20 protein-coding genes are annotated in these 16,969 nt (G+C 55.4%); 13 read left to right on the forward strand and 7 right to left on the reverse strand.

The genetic code is table 11. The annotated features are described in order from the left end of the window. Positions 1–99: 99 nt before the first annotated feature. Positions 100–462 carry a DUF2442 domain-containing protein gene (locus tag E8D52_01625; GenBank protein ID TKB70819.1) on the reverse strand — a complete coding sequence of 121 codons (363 nt, stop codon included), beginning with the start codon at positions 460–462 and terminating at the stop codon, positions 100–102. 72 nt (positions 463–534) lie between these two features. Beyond that, entirely contained in the window at positions 535–1,128 is a 594-nt protein-coding gene (locus tag E8D52_01630) for a thermonuclease family protein (protein TKB70820.1), read from the reverse strand. 130 nt (positions 1,129–1,258) lie between these two features. On the opposite strand from E8D52_01630, the gene E8D52_01635 reads away from it, so the two are divergent. After that, positions 1,259–1,489: a hypothetical protein gene (locus tag E8D52_01635; GenBank protein ID TKB70821.1), complete on the forward strand. Its 231-nt coding sequence runs from the start codon at positions 1,259–1,261 to the stop codon at positions 1,487–1,489. A gap of 128 nt (positions 1,490–1,617) precedes the next feature. Here E8D52_01635 and hemL read toward each other — a convergent pair whose 3' ends face one another. The 3 genes from hemL to E8D52_01650 all read right to left on the reverse strand — a co-directional run bounded on the left by hemL (position 1,618) and on the right by E8D52_01650 (position 4,262). Then, positions 1,618–2,901, reverse strand: coding sequence for a glutamate-1-semialdehyde-2,1-aminomutase (gene hemL / locus E8D52_01640; protein TKB70822.1), 1,284 nt, complete (start codon positions 2,899–2,901; stop codon positions 1,618–1,620). Between the two features lie 584 nt (positions 2,902–3,485). Continuing rightward, positions 3,486–4,034: a hypothetical protein gene (locus tag E8D52_01645; GenBank protein ID TKB70823.1), complete on the reverse strand. Its 549-nt coding sequence runs from the start codon at positions 4,032–4,034 to the stop codon at positions 3,486–3,488. A 27-nt stretch (positions 4,035–4,061) separates the two neighbouring features. Then, positions 4,062–4,262, reverse strand: a complete 201-nt coding sequence (locus E8D52_01650; protein TKB70928.1) for a hypothetical protein — start codon at positions 4,260–4,262, stop codon at positions 4,062–4,064. Positions 4,263–4,823: 561 nt separating this feature from the next. Between E8D52_01650 and E8D52_01655 the strand changes: the two genes are divergently transcribed. The 9 genes from E8D52_01655 to E8D52_01695 all read left to right on the forward strand — a co-directional run bounded on the left by E8D52_01655 (position 4,824) and on the right by E8D52_01695 (position 12,925). After that, a complete protein-coding gene (locus E8D52_01655; protein ID TKB70824.1) occupies positions 4,824–5,288 on the forward strand; it encodes a hypothetical protein in 465 nt (154 codons plus the stop codon). Further along, positions 5,288–5,935 carry an HAD family hydrolase gene (locus tag E8D52_01660; GenBank protein ID TKB70825.1) on the forward strand — a complete coding sequence of 216 codons (648 nt, stop codon included), beginning with the start codon at positions 5,288–5,290 and terminating at the stop codon, positions 5,933–5,935. Before E8D52_01655 ends, E8D52_01660 begins: the two co-directional genes overlap by 1 nt. After that, the gene (locus tag E8D52_01665; protein ID TKB70826.1) at positions 5,932–7,554 is read left to right on the forward strand and encodes an insulinase family protein; all 1,623 of its coding nucleotides are present in this window, start codon (positions 5,932–5,934) and stop codon (positions 7,552–7,554) included. The genes E8D52_01660 and E8D52_01665 overlap by 4 nt, the downstream gene beginning before the upstream one ends. Then, positions 7,551–9,023, forward strand: coding sequence for an insulinase family protein (locus tag E8D52_01670; protein TKB70827.1), 1,473 nt, complete (start codon positions 7,551–7,553; stop codon positions 9,021–9,023). The genes E8D52_01665 and E8D52_01670 overlap by 4 nt, the downstream gene beginning before the upstream one ends. A 253-nt stretch (positions 9,024–9,276) precedes the next feature. Beyond that, positions 9,277–10,119, forward strand: coding sequence for an MBL fold metallo-hydrolase (locus tag E8D52_01675; GenBank protein ID TKB70828.1), 843 nt, complete (start codon positions 9,277–9,279; stop codon positions 10,117–10,119). A gap of 11 nt (positions 10,120–10,130) precedes the next feature. Beyond that, positions 10,131–11,111: a site-2 protease family protein gene (locus tag E8D52_01680; protein ID TKB70829.1), complete on the forward strand. Its 981-nt coding sequence runs from the start codon at positions 10,131–10,133 to the stop codon at positions 11,109–11,111. 317 nt (positions 11,112–11,428) lie between these two features. Continuing rightward, complete coding sequence (locus tag E8D52_01685; GenBank protein ID TKB70830.1) at positions 11,429–11,713, forward strand: hypothetical protein; 285 nt, start codon at positions 11,429–11,431, stop codon at positions 11,711–11,713. Then, a complete protein-coding gene (locus E8D52_01690) occupies positions 11,710–11,913 on the forward strand; it encodes a DUF2283 domain-containing protein (GenBank protein TKB70831.1) in 204 nt (67 codons plus the stop codon). The genes E8D52_01685 and E8D52_01690 overlap by 4 nt, the downstream gene beginning before the upstream one ends. A 328-nt stretch (positions 11,914–12,241) precedes the next feature. Further along, entirely contained in the window at positions 12,242–12,925 is a 684-nt protein-coding gene (locus E8D52_01695) for a hypothetical protein (GenBank protein TKB70832.1), read from the forward strand. Positions 12,926–13,345: 420 nt separating this feature from the next. Here the strand turns inward: E8D52_01695 and E8D52_01700 are convergent, their stop codons facing one another. After that, a complete protein-coding gene (locus tag E8D52_01700) occupies positions 13,346–13,690 on the reverse strand; it encodes a DUF2442 domain-containing protein (GenBank protein ID TKB70833.1) in 345 nt (114 codons plus the stop codon). Next, complete coding sequence (locus E8D52_01705) at positions 13,671–13,907, reverse strand: DUF4160 domain-containing protein (protein TKB70834.1); 237 nt, start codon at positions 13,905–13,907, stop codon at positions 13,671–13,673. Before E8D52_01705 ends, E8D52_01700 begins: the two co-directional genes overlap by 20 nt. A gap of 163 nt (positions 13,908–14,070) precedes the next feature. On the opposite strand from E8D52_01705, the gene E8D52_01710 reads away from it, so the two are divergent. The 3 genes from E8D52_01710 (at position 14,071) to kdpA (ending at position 16,964) form a co-directional block, all read left to right on the forward strand. Then, complete coding sequence (locus E8D52_01710) at positions 14,071–14,823, forward strand: zinc ribbon domain-containing protein (protein ID TKB70835.1); 753 nt, start codon at positions 14,071–14,073, stop codon at positions 14,821–14,823. 246 nt (positions 14,824–15,069) lie between these two features. Continuing rightward, positions 15,070–15,159: a K(+)-transporting ATPase subunit F gene (gene kdpF / locus E8D52_01715; GenBank protein TKB70836.1), complete on the forward strand. Its 90-nt coding sequence runs from the start codon at positions 15,070–15,072 to the stop codon at positions 15,157–15,159. Next, positions 15,159–16,964, forward strand: a complete 1,806-nt coding sequence (gene kdpA / locus E8D52_01720) for a potassium-transporting ATPase subunit KdpA (protein ID TKB70837.1) — start codon at positions 15,159–15,161, stop codon at positions 16,962–16,964. Before kdpF ends, kdpA begins: the two co-directional genes overlap by 1 nt. Positions 16,965–16,969 lie beyond the last annotated feature (5 nt).

Raw genomic sequence — 16,969 nt, forward strand, 5'->3', positions numbered from 1 at the left:
GGTAGCACGCCGGTTTGTTAATCCGTACTTTGAGCGGTGCCTCCTTCATTGGTTTTGTATGAGAGATGGCATTAGGAAAGTGCGAAATCCTTGGAGAGCTTATGCGTTGTTCTTTGGTGACGTTCTGAGGGGACCTGAAGGCAGACCGCTTTTTGATTGTGTGATAGGATCCGTCTTCGCTTGTCGACTAGAACGTGTTGTTGGGCGTGATGTTTGTGACAAAAGCGGAAAGCATCTGACGGATTCGACGGCGAGATCAATCGCGAGATCGGGCCAATGCAGGTAGGTGGGTGTGCGCTGCTCCACATTCATGAGCTTCCGCACGGAGGCGTCTTGAAACCAAGGAAACTCTTTGAAGGAAATAAAGAGCTCACGGTCTCTGGTCGCCAACCAGATTCCGTGCTTGGAGATGTTTAGGACTTCAATTTCCGAAACACCTTTGTCTTGGGTGCTGAATTCCATCTGACTGCTCTCGTATGAGCGGGCTCGTTCTGTTCGTGAATGATGAGAACGATGAATAACGCAGCTATCGGTCTATCCTGCTTTTGAAAAGCCTTCATTTCGAAGAATCTCCGCCACATTCTGCTCGTTCACGAACACGTCGGCCAGAAGACGATTGTAGACATCTCGGCCGTGTGGCTCGATGCGAATCGAGCCGCCGCGAAGGAGTTCTTCTAGCCGTTGCTTGGCTGCCGGTCCTTGCAGCTCGCTCATTTCTGGGGTGTCGATGCCACGAAGTCTGATGCGCTCGCTTCCGACGCGAAGGGTATCTCCATCGACGACACGTACTAATAGCGTACTCAGCAGTCTCGCCTCCTGCCTTGACCGAGTGCGAAGCGTAGAAAGTCGAGACTGTTTGTGCGTAGAGCCGAGTTTGTACCGCCCTTTGGGGTAGCGCTGTGGTCGGCTGTCCGGCGGACGCCGAGGCCGACGCTGCTTGTAGGTGGGGAGGCGATCTGAGTCTTGTTCCTGATTCGGTGACGGATACCAGCAGAGATCACATTGCGGTTGTAGCGTCGAACCAAGATTGGAGTTCGGTAAACGATCAGCATGGGCATTGGGTTGGAAGGGTATGAGAACCCACCAGCCGATAAACAACCAAGTCACAATGGGCACATGCAGTTTCATAGAAAGTGTGCCTATGCAGGTGTCGCGCCAGACTTTGATCGATTGACAATGTTTAAAACCGCATGCTGCAATGGGTTCGCATTTTTACAAGATACGAATGACGCTTCACGATTCACGGAGGTTGAATGTCATGGATATGATGGGACGGGTGGGGCTGGTTGAAATTCCTATATTGATCGCCCCGGATCAAAAGGCTTGGATGGATCGCATGATTAAGGAAGGGAAAATCGCCATCCCGCCTGGCGGCACGTTGGAAAAAGGGTCGCTCTATTCGATGTTTATCCGCATGCTGCTCCATAACGCGATGGAGGAACAGAAGCGGCAGGAGGCATTAGAAGCAGAAGATGAGGATGATGAGTAGAAAGTACTCAGATAGCCCTCAACGAGAAGGGCTCTTAGGCGTCGGTGCCCTGTATCTAAATAGATAACGAGTGTATCCTGGAAGATACGAATGACCGATCTAACTGGACGTCTTGGGCGGGCGTTCAGTTAGAGTTTCTTGAAGGCAGTGTGCGCGGCACGGAGGGTCTTCTCGATGTCCTGTGTGCTGTGGGCGGTGGAGAGAAAGGCAGCCTCGAACTGAGAAGGCGCGAGATAGACACCCTGCTCCAGCATGTGGTGAAAAAAATGGCCGTAGCGCTTCGTGTCCGACTGTTTTGCCGTATTCCAATCCACAACAGGGCCTGGGGTAAAGAAGGTCGTCAACATCGACCCGATTCGGGTCTGCGTCACGGGAATTCCGGCCTTTTTCGCCGCGTCGCCAATCCCCTTGGCGAGAGCTGCTGATCGCTCCTCTAGTTTCTTGTAAACCCCCTTCACTCGCAACTGCTTGAGGGTTGCCAGTCCAGCGGAGACTGCCAGTGGATTCCCAGAGAGAGTTCCGGCTTGATAGACCGGCCCGACGGGCGCAATGAGATCCATGATCTCTCTCCGTCCGCCATAGGCACCGACGGGCAAGCCTCCTCCAATAATCTTACCCAGCACCGTCAGATCAGGCGTGATGCCATAGAGAGCCTGCGCGCCTCCATAACGCACTCGGAATCCTGAGATGACTTCGTCAAAAATCAGCAAGATGTTGTGGTCAGCGGTCAGCTGCCGCAGCGCCGCGAGGAAGTCCGGAGCAGGAGGAACGACTCCCATATTCCCTGCAATCGGCTCAACGATGATACAGGCCAGCTGATCTCGGTTGGCCGTGATCAGTTGCTGAACCGTACGAATATCATTATAGGGAGCGGTGAGCGTGTGTTTGGCAAAGTCATCCGGCACGCCCGGTGAATCCGGAATCCCCAATGTCGCCAGCCCTGACCCGGCTTTGGCTAATAGATAGTCCCCGTGACCGTGGTAGCACCCCTCGAATTTCATGACCTTGGTCCGCTTGGTGAACCCTCGCGCGACGCGGACCGCGCTCATGACGGCTTCGGTCCCGGAGCTGACCAGCCGGATCTTTTCCATGGAGGGGAAGGCGCTGCGGATTTCTCTGGCCAGCGACACTTCCGACTCGGTCGGGGCTCCGTAACTGGTGCCTCGCCCGGCTGCGCTCTTGATCGCGGTGATTACCGACGAATGGGCATGCCCTAAAATCATCGGCCCCCACGAAAGCACGTAGTCGATATAGACGTTGCGGTCTACATCGTAGAGCCGTGATCCCTTGGCACGTGCGATGAAGCGTGGCTGCCCGCCGACCGAGCGGAAGGCTCGAACGGGGCTATTGACGCCACCGGGAATGAGTTGCTGGGCTTCGGTGAAGAGCTTGGTAGAGCGGGATGTTTTCATAATGGCGGCGCACCCTATCATGCAGGGTGAGAGCCGGTCAAGAAACCCAATTGGTGTGCGATCTGTTCGGAGGGGCGCCGTGAGCGGTCAAAAAATGTCGTAAGGGATACCGTACTCATGGATATAGATATGGCAACACACTCTGAGAATCGAAAGGAAGTTGAAGTTCTCGCCTGTTTTCGTCCTAGTCTCTATTGCGGCGTGACGGCGCGATTCTTGCTGGCTTGCTGGGATGTTAGGTTGCTCAGGAAAGCGAGACGAATATGCAAGTCATCTGCTCATGGTGCCGCGGGGAAGGTCGGGTTGGATTCGTCGGAGAAAAGGCTCCCCTTGGAGACCGCCGAGAGACCCATAGTATCTGCCTTGAGCATCTGCAGGTGGTTCGAGCTCGATGGACCGCCTGTCAACGGAGCACAGGTCTCCCTGGCGCTTTCATCGACATGCCGAAGGAGCATCCTTCTCATATTCGCCGGGCGGTGCGATCGGTCGTGCGGTTATGTGTTGGTTTAAGGGGCTTGGCTCAAAAGACTCGCTGGTAGTTTTTTCTCACCGGTGTGGTTTACCCCAGCTCGTCGTCGAACGTGTTACTTTTTAGACCGCTTCGGCGCACGTTTGGGACGGGGTTTCGTCTTGGGTGTTGTTGACTCGGTCGAGGAGAACTCTTTCACGTGCCAGTGTGTCCGTTTCGATTTGTTCTGTTCCATCACTGCCAAACACACATGGAATGGGGCGCGCCGACCTTCAGCCGTTTGTCCCTTGCTCCAGGCTTCGCCAGCGTCGCTGAGGATTTCCAGTAGCGTTTCGTACTCTTCTTCATCCTCGGGAAGCACCGCGTCGGCATCGTGAATGAGCAAGATATACCCTTTAGCGGGAAGCCATTCGAAATCGGCCAGACACTCCTCCAATGCGTCCCAGTTGTGTCCAAAGTAATCCGGAAAATCCAGTGCTCGTGCAAACTCACCGAAGAGAATCGATGGAGTTCGGCATTTCTTTCCCTGGATGGCACGCACGGCAAAGCCTGGCGGTGTTTTCACCAGGGCCGAGGCTGAGGTCCCTCGAGGGACGACGAGAAGAACCGACCAGGGAGGTGTGGCATTGCAAAGATGAGTGTGTAAGATAGGGGTTCCCGCCATAGATCGCTCTGTCGGTTTGGACGTTCGTCAGTTCAGAGGAACAAAGGTTCGGTAGTGATCTCCGGTGTAATAGGCTTTCCCGGTTCGCCGTTCGATGACGATGCGTTCGGCATCGCGACCGCGGCCTCGTCTCTTCGGATTCACATCATACTCCCGATAGGAGCCTCGTGGAAGACGTCGTTCTCGATTTTGGAAGTCACGCCCTCCGACGTAGCCTGGCAGCGGCATCCCGTCTCGCTTCTTGAGCTGTGTGAGCAGATCATAGACCTTCTGGGGAGGTGTGGTGAGCGAGGATGGGTGCTCGATGTGACTCGGTACGCTGAAGATGGGGTTCGTATTCAGAAGTTCGGCGTTGAGGTCGGCAGCGGCGATTGAGCCCGAGGACACCAGATTGATCGTGCACAGCAGGCTGAGAAGAAGACCGATGAGCCGAATTGGTCTCCATCGAGGGGTGAACACAGGCTCTTCTTCCTTAGGCAAGGTGTTGAACGGAAGCTTGACCGTAGCATTCTCTTTTCAAGAAGGTCAAACAAGGCAAGAGCCATCATCTCGTTACCTGGATGTCTCTCGTCCCGTTTGCTAGAATGAGGCGGCGGAAGTGTACCGCTCAAGAAAGAGGGATGTGATATATGTTCTTGGGTCATCGTGTGAAACCTGTCCGCTGTGTGTGAGAGCCATCCGGTTAGACGCGTGTATTCTTTACCCAAGCGCCTCATCTACTCCCTGGTTGCTCTGGTCATCCTCGCTCTGGCCATCCCTTCGAACGCACAACTGAGCCCGAGCGGTTCGATGCGGCGGTCTCCCGTGGAAGTCGTGAAGCGGTATGTGCACTTGGACCAGAAGGGGGCTCGTTTAGACGCGCCGTCCTTCGACACTGTGATCCCCTATATTGATTGGAAAGAAGAGCCGGCATGGGGCCGTGTCGTCATCATTCAGGACACAACCGTCCCGGAGGACTATCGAAAATGGGAGATTCTCAATAATCTGGAAGTGATCATTCCGGTCACCTTTCACGTGCGCGGGGCGGTCTACCTAGAAACCGCTACTTTCGTTCCTGAGGACACGACGGAAGAGGTTCGTTTTCACGTGAAGGTGGTGAAGAACTACTGGCGCATCATTGCGCCGGTCATCCCTCCTCACGTCGGCTTAAAACGGATGGTGAGTTTTGCACGAGAGGCGGAGGCCCATGAACAGGATACAACACAGCGGATCGTGCTCGCTGCCCTCATTGACTCATTGCGAAAGGCGAAGTAATGGCTAAGACTTCTGTGGATTTGATGATTTTCGATTTGGACGGTACACTGATCGAGTCGAAGTGGGATATTGCGCAATCCGTCAACTTGACCCTTGCTGAACTGGGATTACCTGAACGCCCCATTGAAGAAATTTTCGGTTTTGTCGGCGATGGCGTCAAACGGTTGCTGCGTCTGGCAGTCGGGGAGGGCAATCAGACCAGATTCGAAGAAGCGCTCAAAGTCTTTCGAGGCCACTATCTCGAACATTGTCTGGACCGGACCAGCTTCTATCCAGGTATTGAACCGATGCTGCAACATTTTTCCCACAAAGACAAAGTGATTGCGACCAACAAGTCGATCGAATACACCCGTGTGATCCTGAACGGGTTAGGTCCGCAGCATTTCCTGTACATGGTCGGTGGGGACAACGGGTTTGGGCTCAAACCGGAACCAGGGATGTTATTGCACATCATAGAAAAAATCGGTGCGCCGAAAGAGCGGACGATCCTTGTTGGGGACAGCACGAATGATATCAACGGAGGACATAACGCCGGGATTCGTGTGTGTGCCGTTGGGTATGGCATGGGGAATCGAGAGAAGATGGCAGCCTGTCAGCCCGATTGGTTCATCGAAAAGCCAGAACAACTCATGGAGATTTTCATATGACCTATCGTAAGCAGGAACGATTGAACCTGGGCTGCAGGAGGTTCTCGGGGGCGAGTGGTCGTTCAATTATTGGAGCCTGTGTCTTCATCATCTGCGGTCTTCCCTCGATCTTTCACCCGGCGTACGCTGCCACGCCGAGTCTCGCCGAACGGGTGATCGAGCATCGGCTGGGCAATGGGCTGACCGTGCTCATGGTCGAACGACATCAGACGCCTGTCGTCTCCATCAACATCACCTTCGCGGTGGGTGGGATGGATGAGCAGGTCGGCCAAACTGGACTCGCGCATCTCTATGAGCATATGGCCTTTAAAGGCACGCGTGTGGTCGGCACGACAAGCTATGAGAATGAACAACCAATTTTGGACGAACTCGCGCGAGTCGGGACCGAGCTCGACCAACGTCAGCGTGATCGGGCCACGAAAGGGAGTGGTGCAACGGCTGAAGAGCGTGCCGCGATTGAATCGCTCCAGAATCGCCTCGTTGAGCTACAGACGCAGGCCTCGCGCTACGTGGTCGGGAATGAAATGGCGTTGTTGTATCAGCGGCATGGTGGTGTTGGACTGAATGCATCGACGGGCAAGGATGTGACGCGGTATATGATTAGTCTGCCGTCCAATCGGTTGCCCTTATGGGCGGCGATTGAATCAGACCGAATGGCCAACCCTGTGTTGCGCGAGTTCTATAAAGAACGCGGTGTCGTGATGGAAGAACGGCGTCTGCGGAACGAAGACAGTCCGAACGGTCTGTTGTTTGAGACCTTCACGTCGGCCGCATTTCGCGCTCATGGCTATGGGGTTCCCACCATCGGGTGGGGATCGGATATCCTATCGTTGACACCCGCCGCCACGGAAGCCTTCTTCAAGACCCATTATGGCCCCAATCGTGCCACGATCGCGTTGGTCGGTGATATTAATCCACAAGACACCATCGCGTTGATCGAGCAGACGTTCGGGAAAATTCCTGCCGCACCGCCGGTGCCGCCTTTGGTGACGATCGAACCGGAGCAGCGAGGCGAGCGGCGAGTTGACGTCGAGTTTAATGCCGAGCCGGCTATCGTGATTGGGTACCACAAGCCAACCTTGGGGGATTCAGATGACGATGTGTTTGACGTGATCGACGCAGTACTGAGCGATGGACTGACGTCTCGCTTGCATCACAAACTGGTACGGGAGAAGCGATTGGCCGTCTCAGTTGGGTCGGATGCCAGTCATCCGGGAGTGCGGGCGCCGAATCTCTTCGTCGTCACAGCGACTCCCTTAGCCCCTCATACGACAGCGGAAGTCGAAACTGCCATCTATGAGGAGTTGGAACGGTTGAAGCGGGAGCCGGTTTCCTCTCAAGAACTGGAAAAGGTGCTCAACAATCTGGATGCCGATCTCGTCCGAGGCCTACGATCGAATGGTGGTCTGGCTGCTCAGTTGTCCTTATATCAGGCGGTGGCAGGCGGCTGGCGCTACATCCTGACCTCACGTGACAAGGTTGCCAAGGTCACGGCGGCTGATGTGCAGCGAGTGGCGACGCAGTACTTTATAAAATCAAACCGTACCGTGGCGGTCTTGGTGAAGAAACAGACCGAGAAGACCGTTGCCGCAGTACCAGCCGGTGAGGTGAGGCCATGAAGCAGATGAGGGGTAAGGGGTTAGGGGTGAGGGAAAGTGGAATCGCTGGCTTGGTTGGCATGGCCATGCTGCTGACGTCAGTCACCACGGTGTATGCGGGGGACCTCTCACTCGGTGATCCCAGGACCATGGTGTTTAAGCCGGTGGAATTTTCTCCACCGGAACCCGAGCGGGTCGTGCTGGACAACGGCATGGTTCTCTATTTGCTGGAAGACCATGAATTGCCGTTGGTGTCGATCACGGCGACGATGCGAACAGGGAGTTGGCTAGACCCAACCGATAAGATCGGACTGGCTGGCATGACCGGGGCGGTGATGCGGACTGGTGGTGGCGGTGGTCTTTCTGCCGAACAGGTTGATGCTGAACTCGAGCAATTCGCGGCTGATGTGAGTGTCGGGATCGGGCGGCAATCAGGGGCGGCGTCTCTCGATGTCCTGAGCAAAGATGTGAAGCGGGGGTTGGAGATTTTCGCCGGTCTCATTCGGACCCCGGCGTTCGATCCCGCCCGTGTCGAATTAGTCAAGCTGCAGGTTATTGAGGGGATCCGCCGCCGTCAGGATAATCCCGGTTCTATCGTCGGTCGTGAATTTGCCAAGATGCTCTATGGGGCTGCTCATCCAAGTGCCCGAGAGAGCTCGCTGGATTCGGTCACGCGCATCACGAGGGACGATCTCGTCACCTTCCATCGCAACACGATTCATCCGAACGGGATGATCCTCGGTGTGACGGGTGATTTTAAGAGAGATGAGATGGTGGCCTCTCTACGCACAGTATTCGGAAATTGGAAAAAGGGGACGGTGCCGGAATTGAGGATCGTCGATGTCCCGGAGGCGGAGCTGTCCAAGCCGGTTGTCCGGTTCGTCGGTAAAGAGACCTCGCAGACTCATCTTCGGGTGGGACATCTTTCGATCAAGGAGAATGATCCCGATTACGTGGCGTTGGCCATCGTGAACGATATTTTGGGCGGGAGTTCGTTTCGCAGCCGCCTCTTCAACGATGTGCGGACGAAACGGGGGTTGGCCTATTCTGTTGGGAGCCGCCTCAATACGGGGATGCATGACCAAGGTGTCTGGCTGATGCGGGCGGAAACCAAGTTGACCTCCACACAGGAAGTGATTGAGCGGTTTGTGGCGAATATCGAACGAATCCGTGCCGAGTTGGTGACCGATGCCGAGCTGGCGGAGGCGAAGGAAGCGTACGTGAATTCGTTCGTGTTTTCCTTTGCGAGCCCTTCGGCGATCGTCAGCCGATTGGTCGAGTTAGAGTACGATGGATTGCCGAAGGACTTTCTGCAACAGCTGCGGGCCAAGGTCGTGCGACTGACCAAGGAAGACGTCTTGGCGGCAGCCAAGAAACATTTGCGCCCGGATCAATTGAAGATCGTGGCCGTCGGGTCAGGGGAGGCGTTGCCGAAGGCCCTTTCGACCTTTGGAGAGGTGAAAGAAATCACGCTCAGTCCTGAAGGGTGACGAGGGGGGTCGCGTGGCGGGGCGAAGCGCGCATTTCGGTGCCATCATCATGCGTCCAATACGGATGGCAGTCGAGATCATCGCCGGCACGATCGCACGCTCCTCTGGGGCTGCGGCCTTGGGCCGCAATGCCGTCGCGTGCTGTGCGTTTTACTGGTGAGAGCGAGTTGCGCGATGACACGGTGTCTCAACGCGCGCTTCGTCCGCCACGCATAGGTTAAGGGAGAAAGAATTCACGGCTGAGGGTTAATTCATGCCTCTCGAAGACGACTTTTGCGACATCCTCAAGAAAGCGCGGACCGGACAAGGGTTGTCGGTCGGTGACGTGGCCAGAATGACGGGGTTGCCCGGCGGCGATATTACAGCGCTGGAACGTGGCGATCAGCCGCGAGACCATGCGGAGGTGCGCGCACTGGCCAAGGCGTTGGGTTTGCGAGCTGGGCCGCTGGAGCAAATCGCCATTGATAAGTGGGAGCCCGTTGCCCAACGGACACCGCCCTGGGTAGAGATGGTTCAGGGCTCCATCAGTGGGTATGGCGTGCAAGGGTATATCGTGCATGATGAGGGTGAAGCGCTGTTGGTGGATACCGCCTATAACGCCCATGCGATGCTTGATGTGCTTCGACGCCGCAGTTTGCGCCTGGTGGGTATTTGTTTGACGCATGGCCATGCGGACCATGCGGATGGAATCGAGCAGATTCTCAGCCGTCATGAAGTCCCGGTCTATCTTGGACCGGAGGATATGGGCCTGTTGAGCTGGCGGCCACGGACGGAGCTTCTGGTGGTGCCGGCAGATGGATTGTCGATCAGTGTCGGACGCCGCACGGTGTATTGTGTGACGACACCTGGCCATACCGCTGGCGGCATCTGTTATCGGCTGGATGACGCACAACTTCCAGTCTGTTTCGTCGGGGATACCCTCTTTGCCGGATCGATCGGTCGGTCCAATCCCAAGGAACTGTATGCGGCTCATATCGATTCGGTTCGCAACCGTCTGCTGACGCTCTCTCCTGACTATCGCTTCCTGCCAGGCCATGGACCTGCCACAACCGTTGAGGAAGAACTCGATCACAATCCGTTTGCGACGATTCAGTAGACAGGGATGATATGGATGGATTGGGACGGCATGAACATCGAGATCTTGAGAACAGGCCTGTTCTTGATGCCAGGGAAGAGCCGGCTCCAGAGATCATTGACGCGACGGAGGCCGATGATGAGGGAGAGCCGTCGTTTTTTTCGAAGTGGACATTACCGATCGTCCTCTTTCTCCTGACAGTCTTTACGACGTTGTGGGCTGGCGCGTACCAAGCCTACCACGGCCCAGTGCGTGGGCCTCTCAATTTTCTCTTGAGCGCTCCCGAGACGCTGTGGCGGGGCATCCCGTTTGCCGGTGCACTGCTGTTTATTCTCACCACACACGAGTTGGGGCATTATCTGTTATCTAAGATCCACCGAGTTCCCGCCTCCTTGCCGCTGTTCATTCCTGGACCGCCGCATTTCATTGGGACATTCGGTGCCATCATCCGCATGCGCGGTCCAATTCTGAGCCGCCGTGCGCTGTTTGACATCGGTGTCGCCGGTCCCTTGGCGGGCTTCGTGGTTGCCGTCGTGGCATTGATCGTGGGACTGCATCTGTCCACAGTCGTGGATCGAACCGGCACGTTTGGATTGCAACTCGGCGAGCCGTTGCTGCTACAGTTCATGGCCTGGGTGATCATCGGGCCGCTCCCGCCGGAGGCAGACGTGGTGTTGCATCCCATCGGCTTCGCCGCCTGGTTCGGACTCTTCGTCACCTCTCTCAATCTTCTCCCAATCGGTCAGCTCGATGGCGGGCATGTGGCGTATGCCCTGTGGGGCCGGCGCCAACGGACGATGGCGCTCGTCTTTCTCCCGATCTTGTTGGCCTTGGGCTTCTTCGGCTGGCCAGGCTGGTTGCTCTGGGCGTTCATGGCAGGACTCTGGGGACTCGGCCATCCCCCTGTCATCGATCCACATGTTCCGTTGGGTCGCAATCGGACCATTGTGGGCTGGATTGCCTTTGTTGTGTTTGTCGTCACCTTTGCACCGGTACCGTTTTCCTTTCACTAACAGGCACCTCGCCTTGTCATTCACACTCGCACTATTCTTCTGATTTCCTTGTCCGAATTCGTGCCTGATCCTAAAGTAGAGTACTGCGTACGACCGATGTGCCTACGTGGAATCCGTGGCATAGGAGGCAGTGTGTATGGGGCGGGCAGATAGGAACGCAAGTGAATAGTAGCCCGTTCCTATTTGTTCACCAGATCAAACCGGTTCTCCCGGCCATGCGTCATTCACGATCCAACATCACCCGCTGACTCCCTCCTCCAAATCTTCCCAATTGCTCTAACTCAGTGTATCCTGCTTCCGCAACCTGAAGCACGCTCATGGAACCTACGCCCATCACGGACTATATCCTGACGCCTCATGCCCAGTGGGAACTATCCAGGCGCAGCTTGAGTGAGGCTACCATCCATGCCATACTTTCAGCACCAGAACAGCGATTTGAGGTTCGTCCGGGGAGGTTTGTGCTTCAATCAAAGGTCGTCTCCGCACATCCGGGAAAGACAGTCCTCGTTCGGGTCTTCGTGGATGTCGATCGTACGCCGGCAGAAGTAGTGACGGCTTATCAGACAAGCAAGATCGCGAAGTACTGGAGGGACGACAGATGAAAGTATCATATGATGAAACGACGGACACGCTCAGCGTGATTCTCAAAGACAACACGCCAATCGTCGAAAGTGACGAGGATAAACCTGGGGTTGTTCTGGACTATGATGCCGCAGGCAACCTAGTGTCGCTGGAAATTCTTGATGCCTCGAAACGGGTCACTGAAGCACATAAGGTCGAATTCCAGACAACCGGGTCGTGAATTTTCAGGCGTAAGGAGCACGCTTGGGGATCGGATCGTGTTTCGTGTATGGCACAGAGAAGCTGCTTCAGCTTTCCCGCACGACCCCCTAGCAACGACCACATCCGAAATTCTCCTTTACCCTACACGGATGGACTTCCCGTCACTTTCTGATCATCTCTTCTTCAGGAGGAACCTTGCTCGTGCCTCTCACAACGCCTACTATACGATTTGTACGATTCGTTTAGGTTCCTAGGAAAGTGGAAACCGCTTATACGGAAAGACGCAGTCTGTGTCGGGTGGATTATACAGACTGTCTAATCAATGTTAGGCCTTTCTCAGCATCCCTATGAGCCAACGCATTGCCGACTGCATTGAAGTTCTTGATCTCGTGCGATCACTTGCCCGCCAAAGCCCCCGAAGTCATTCGAGCGAATGGAGGCAAAAAGCGATTGCGCATGTGGCTTCGCGCGGTGTCAGAACAAACACAGTTTTTGCTCATCTCGTCGGCAAAAACACAAATGACACTTTGAGCGCTAATGAGATCGACCGGCTCATTACTGCATGGATCAAAGACGGCTCTCCCGCACTACAGCAATGGCTCGCGCGATCATGCTCCGGAAAAGGCGCTAAGCGTGTTGCCCAGTTTTTTCTGACGGAAGATACAACGCCAATCGCGACTGACATTGGCGAGCCAGAGCCAGCGGAGCGCCACCTTGTAACCACCTATCGGGTACTCCGTGATACTGCTCTTGCGCGCCGCGTCAAAGCAGACATGGACTACACCTGCCAGATCTGTTCTGCTCGCATTGTTCTTGGCGACGGAACGCCCTACGCAGAGGCGCACCATGTTAGACCACTTGGGGCACCCCACAATGGCTCAGACCACCTTGGAAATATCGTCTGTGTATGTCCAAACTGCCACGTCATGCTTGACTACGGTGCAATCGCGGCCGATCCGGAGAGGCTCAGCAATGTCTTGCCGGATTTCATCAGTTACCACAATGATGTCATTCTCCGGGGAAAGGCCTAACAAGTTATTCAAGCCGAACCCGCTTCGCGGGTCAGCTTAATTCAGGCGTTAGCCAGCAATGAGCAAAGATCTTATTGGAACGTGTGCTTACTGCGGGAGCGAATTCCAGACCACCCGCGATCACATTCCCCCGAAGTCGATATTCCCCACTCCGAGGCCGGATGACCTGAGAGAGAAAAATAGGGACAGGCTGGTTTTCTAACGGAAGTGAGAGCGGGATGTGGCTTTGAAATGGTGACGAGAGAGTTGTGATGATCCAGTTGGTGATCTCAAACGTGCTGTCGGTAATCTGTTGTCGGTCGCGGCGTTAGGAGCATTGGCTTGCAAGACCACACAAGGATGTTCTACCGGTTCAAAAGAACTGTACAGTGGCCTGCAAGATGAACGAATCCAGTTGGCAAGGGGAGGCTGGATGAATCGCTAATGACGACGATTCCCAGTACGTCGAACAGAGCTTCGTGTCTTACTGGCCCCGCGAGCTAAGAGCCATTTTTTAAACGACGCTTGGCTTTCACCGGACGGTCTGCCTGCAAGAAGGCTTTCGATACTGATGTCCTCGTCGAGCTTGTCCCAGTGAATCCCGTGCCCTCTGCCGATCAATCGCCAGTTTTTGCGTTCTACGGGTGTGGCATGAACCAGACGGGGAAACCAGGCAAGTGGCACGGACAAGCTCCGCCCATCGCTCAGCTCTACGGTGAGCGTGTCTTCTGTCAGAATCACTGTTTCGGCTACCGGCAATGAAATGTCAACTGCCGAAGTATTCATTCCATGCCTCCAGAAGGGTATTCTTGTGCTCGGTCACGCGTGTATGAATCCAAACGATTTCCGGACGTGAAAATCCTCCGCTTTCTTGCAACCGAATCGGATCAAGCCAAAACTTTGCCACCTTATCTTCTCGTTCAATGTGGATATGTGACGGTTCATCACGATCGCCCGCATAAAAGAAGAACCGATAAGGACCAACCCTCAGAACTGTCGGCATAAACCTGCGCTCACATGAGAGGGCATCTTAGCACGTCTGCTCTTTCAAGCTGAAGCGATCTGCTGCTTCTCTGCGGATCGACTTGTTGGGGTTGAGTGTCTAACTGCTGCACTGTTCTGATGATTTTCTTGTCGGACTCCAGGCACAGTCCTACAGTGTAGTAATGCTCACAGCCGGTGCATCCACCACCCACTGTCCGAAATGTCAGGCCGAACGACCGGATGAAGCGGAGGAGTGCGTTCGCTGCGGGATCATCTTCGCCAAGTATCGGCCGGACCTATTAAAAGAGCGTCTCTCGTCATCCTCCTCCTCAATTGCAAAATCTCAGTGGATCCTGACGGCCAGACAGTGGCTGATTGAGTCGGACACCACGACCGATTCGATGACGCTCTACGGTCGGGCTGCCATATTTGTAGCCATGGTCTGGTGGGGGTGGAAATTTATCACCACGCCGCTCGAAACGAATTACACCGGTGAGTCATTTCTCCATCTGATCAATCTGCCGTTTCATGAAGCCGGACATGTGATCTTCATCCCATTTGGTCGTTTCATGACGATTCTGGGTGGAAGTCTCGGCCAGGTTCTCATGCCGATCATCTGTCTCGGTACATTTTTGGTGAAGACCCGTGACCCGTTCGGCGCCTCTGTTGCCTTGTGGTGGACGGCGGAAAGCATGATGGATATCGCGCCCTACATCAACGATGCGCGCGCGCTGGATCTCATGCTCATCGGCGGAGTGACGGGAAAGGAAACCGACGGACACGACTGGAACAATATTCTGACGATGCTGGGCTTATTGGAATGGGATCATCGGCTGGCGCACCTCACGTACCAACTCGGGATTCTCCTAATGCTTGTGTCCTTCCTCTGGAGCGGCGCCCTTTTGCTGCGACACTATCGGCGGCTGTCGGCCTAGCCTGCCTCGCTTTTTACTGCTCAACGCCAGTACACCTTCACCAACATTTCACTGTCTTGCACGAGTTTTGATCTCTTCTTGACGATGCTGACGACCATTTTGACGCCATCTTTACGGCGAGAGAGGTAGACTGATCGCCTATAGAGGATTTTGCGATGGACTTGATCTACATCGGGCTGGTGGTGGGCTTCTTCATCCTCTCCAGATGGCTGATCTCGGGCCTGGAGCGACTCTAAGGTGGTGGGTATGAATGTGATGTACGTGCTGAGCGGAATTGTGTCTGTAGGTCTGCTGATCTACCTCATGATCGCGTTGCTCAAGGCGGAGTGGTTCTGATGACCACGAATGCAATTCTCCAAGTGCTCGTGTTTTTCTTCGTGCTGCTGGCACTTGCCAAGCCCTTGGGCTGGTACATGGCGAGAGTCTATGAAGGCAAACCTTTTGGCTTGGACCGTCTCCTCGGTCCCGTTGAACGGGCACTGTATCGGCTCTGCGGCGTTCGACCAGCCGATGAGATGGACTGGAAACGCTACGGGGCGGCCATGCTGCTCTTCAATGCGGCTGGGCTCTTCTTCCTCTACGGCTTGCAGCGGCTACAGAGTCTTTTGCCCCTCAATCCGTCCAACCTCGGCGCGGTCGCACCGGACCTGGCTTTCAATACAGCCGTAAGCTTCGTGACGAACACCAACTGGCAGGCGTATGGCGGGGAAACCACCTTGAGTTATTTGACCCAGATGCTCGGCATGACCGTGCAGAGCTTTGTCTCCGCCGCGACGGGAATGGCAGTGCTCGTTGCATTGATTCGGGGTTTGAGCCGGAGCACGTCAACGACCCTGGGGAATTTCTGGAGCGATCTGGTCCGGAGCACACTCTATATTCTGCTGCCTTTGGCTCTGCTGTTGTCTCTTCTCTTGGTGTCTCAGGGAGTTGTCCAGACCTTCAATTCATATCAGACGGTGCCCCTTCTACAACCAGCTGGTCATGACAAGCCTATGACCGATGCGAACGGCCGACCGGTGCTCGATGAGCAAGGGAAGCCGAAAACCGAGCCTGCCACGGCGATCGGACAGATCCTTGCCGTTGGTCCAGCTGCCTCCCAAATCGCCATCAAGCAACTCGGCACAAACGGCGGAGGATTCTTCAACACCAATTCCGCGCATCCGTTCGAGAATCCCACGCCGCTGTCCAATTTCCTTGAACTCTTGGCGATCCTCCTCATTCCTGCAGCGCTTTGCTACACGTTTGGTCGAATGGTGGGAGATACCCGCCAAGGCTGGGTTATTCTCGCCGCCATGGCCATTCTTCTTCTCTGTTTTGTTCCCCTCGGACTGTGGGCGGAACAAAGCGGCAACCCGATTCTGACGGGTATCGGTGTGGATCAGCAGCCTCAAGGCGGTCAAGCCGGAGGCAACATGGAGGGGAAGGAGCTGCGCTTCGGCATCACTCAGTCGGTCCTGTGGTCCGCCGTGACGACTGCCGCTTCCAATGGCTCGGTGAACTCGATGCATGATTCCTATACCCCGTTGGGCGGGCTCGTGCCGCTGTTCCTCATGCAGTTCGGCGAAGTGGTCTTCGGCGGAGTAGGGTCGGGACTGTACGGCATGATCGTCTTTGCGATCATCGCCGTGTTTATTGCCGGTCTCATGGTCGGACGGACACCGGAGTATTTGGGCAAGAAGATCGAACCCTATGAGATGAAGATAGCCGCATTGCTCATTCTCATCATGCCCATCGTCGTCTTGGGTTTCACAGCCCTGGCGATCAGCACTGAGACCGGCAGATCGTCTATCTTGAATCCCGGTCCCCACGGGTTCAGCGAAGTCCTCTATGCCTATACTTCCCAAGGGAACAACAACGGCAGCGCGTTCGCCGGTCTCAACGTCAATACGCCCTTCTACAATCTGACGGGTGGCCTTGCGATGCTGATCTCGCGGTTCTGGCTGGCCATTCCGACGCTGGCACTCGCAGGGGCTCTGGCTCGCAAGAAAGTGGTGCCGGGCGGACCCGGAACCTTGCCGACCCACACTCCGCTGTTCGTGGTTCTTCTAATCGGTGTGGTCGTAATGGTCGGGGCGCTCACATTTCTTCCCGCTCTAGCCTTGGGGCCGGTCGTTGAAGGGCTGATGATGAGGGGACAGTAAGGAGT

Origin of the sequence: Nitrospira sp., assembly GCA_005116745.1 — a bacterium.
In the GTDB taxonomy this organism is placed as follows: Bacteria; Nitrospirota; Nitrospiria; order Nitrospirales; family Nitrospiraceae; genus Nitrospira_D.

What these genes read in the sequence shown, in the direction of transcription:
- E8D52_01625 (TKB70819.1), bottom strand. Translation starts at nt 462, where the DNA reads ATGGAATTCAGCACCCAAGACAAAGGTGTTTCGGAAATTGAAGTCCTA.
- E8D52_01630 (TKB70820.1), bottom strand. Translation starts at nt 1,128, where the DNA reads ATGAAACTGCATGTGCCCATTGTGACTTGGTTGTTTATCGGCTGGTGG.
- E8D52_01635 (TKB70821.1), top strand. Translation starts at nt 1,259, where the DNA reads ATGGATATGATGGGACGGGTGGGGCTGGTTGAAATTCCTATATTGATC.
- hemL (TKB70822.1), bottom strand. Translation starts at nt 2,901, where the DNA reads ATGAAAACATCCCGCTCTACCAAGCTCTTCACCGAAGCCCAGCAACTC.
- E8D52_01645 (TKB70823.1), bottom strand. Translation starts at nt 4,034, where the DNA reads ATGGCGGGAACCCCTATCTTACACACTCATCTTTGCAATGCCACACCT.
- E8D52_01650 (TKB70928.1), bottom strand. Translation starts at nt 4,262, where the DNA reads ATGCCGCTGCCAGGCTACGTCGGAGGGCGTGACTTCCAAAATCGAGAA.
- E8D52_01655 (TKB70824.1), top strand. Translation starts at nt 4,824, where the DNA reads ATGCGGCGGTCTCCCGTGGAAGTCGTGAAGCGGTATGTGCACTTGGAC.
- E8D52_01660 (TKB70825.1), top strand. Translation starts at nt 5,288, where the DNA reads ATGGCTAAGACTTCTGTGGATTTGATGATTTTCGATTTGGACGGTACA.
- E8D52_01665 (TKB70826.1), top strand. Translation starts at nt 5,932, where the DNA reads ATGACCTATCGTAAGCAGGAACGATTGAACCTGGGCTGCAGGAGGTTC.
- E8D52_01670 (TKB70827.1), top strand. Translation starts at nt 7,551, where the DNA reads ATGAAGCAGATGAGGGGTAAGGGGTTAGGGGTGAGGGAAAGTGGAATC.
- E8D52_01675 (TKB70828.1), top strand. Translation starts at nt 9,277, where the DNA reads ATGCCTCTCGAAGACGACTTTTGCGACATCCTCAAGAAAGCGCGGACC.
- E8D52_01680 (TKB70829.1), top strand. Translation starts at nt 10,131, where the DNA reads ATGGATGGATTGGGACGGCATGAACATCGAGATCTTGAGAACAGGCCT.
- E8D52_01685 (TKB70830.1), top strand. Translation starts at nt 11,429, where the DNA reads ATGGAACCTACGCCCATCACGGACTATATCCTGACGCCTCATGCCCAG.
- E8D52_01690 (TKB70831.1), top strand. Translation starts at nt 11,710, where the DNA reads ATGAAAGTATCATATGATGAAACGACGGACACGCTCAGCGTGATTCTC.
- E8D52_01695 (TKB70832.1), top strand. Translation starts at nt 12,242, where the DNA reads ATGAGCCAACGCATTGCCGACTGCATTGAAGTTCTTGATCTCGTGCGA.
- E8D52_01700 (TKB70833.1), bottom strand. Translation starts at nt 13,690, where the DNA reads ATGAATACTTCGGCAGTTGACATTTCATTGCCGGTAGCCGAAACAGTG.
- E8D52_01705 (TKB70834.1), bottom strand. Translation starts at nt 13,907, where the DNA reads ATGCCGACAGTTCTGAGGGTTGGTCCTTATCGGTTCTTCTTTTATGCG.
- E8D52_01710 (TKB70835.1), top strand. Translation starts at nt 14,071, where the DNA reads ATGCTCACAGCCGGTGCATCCACCACCCACTGTCCGAAATGTCAGGCC.
- kdpF (TKB70836.1), top strand. Translation starts at nt 15,070, where the DNA reads ATGAATGTGATGTACGTGCTGAGCGGAATTGTGTCTGTAGGTCTGCTG.
- kdpA (TKB70837.1), top strand. Translation starts at nt 15,159, where the DNA reads ATGACCACGAATGCAATTCTCCAAGTGCTCGTGTTTTTCTTCGTGCTG.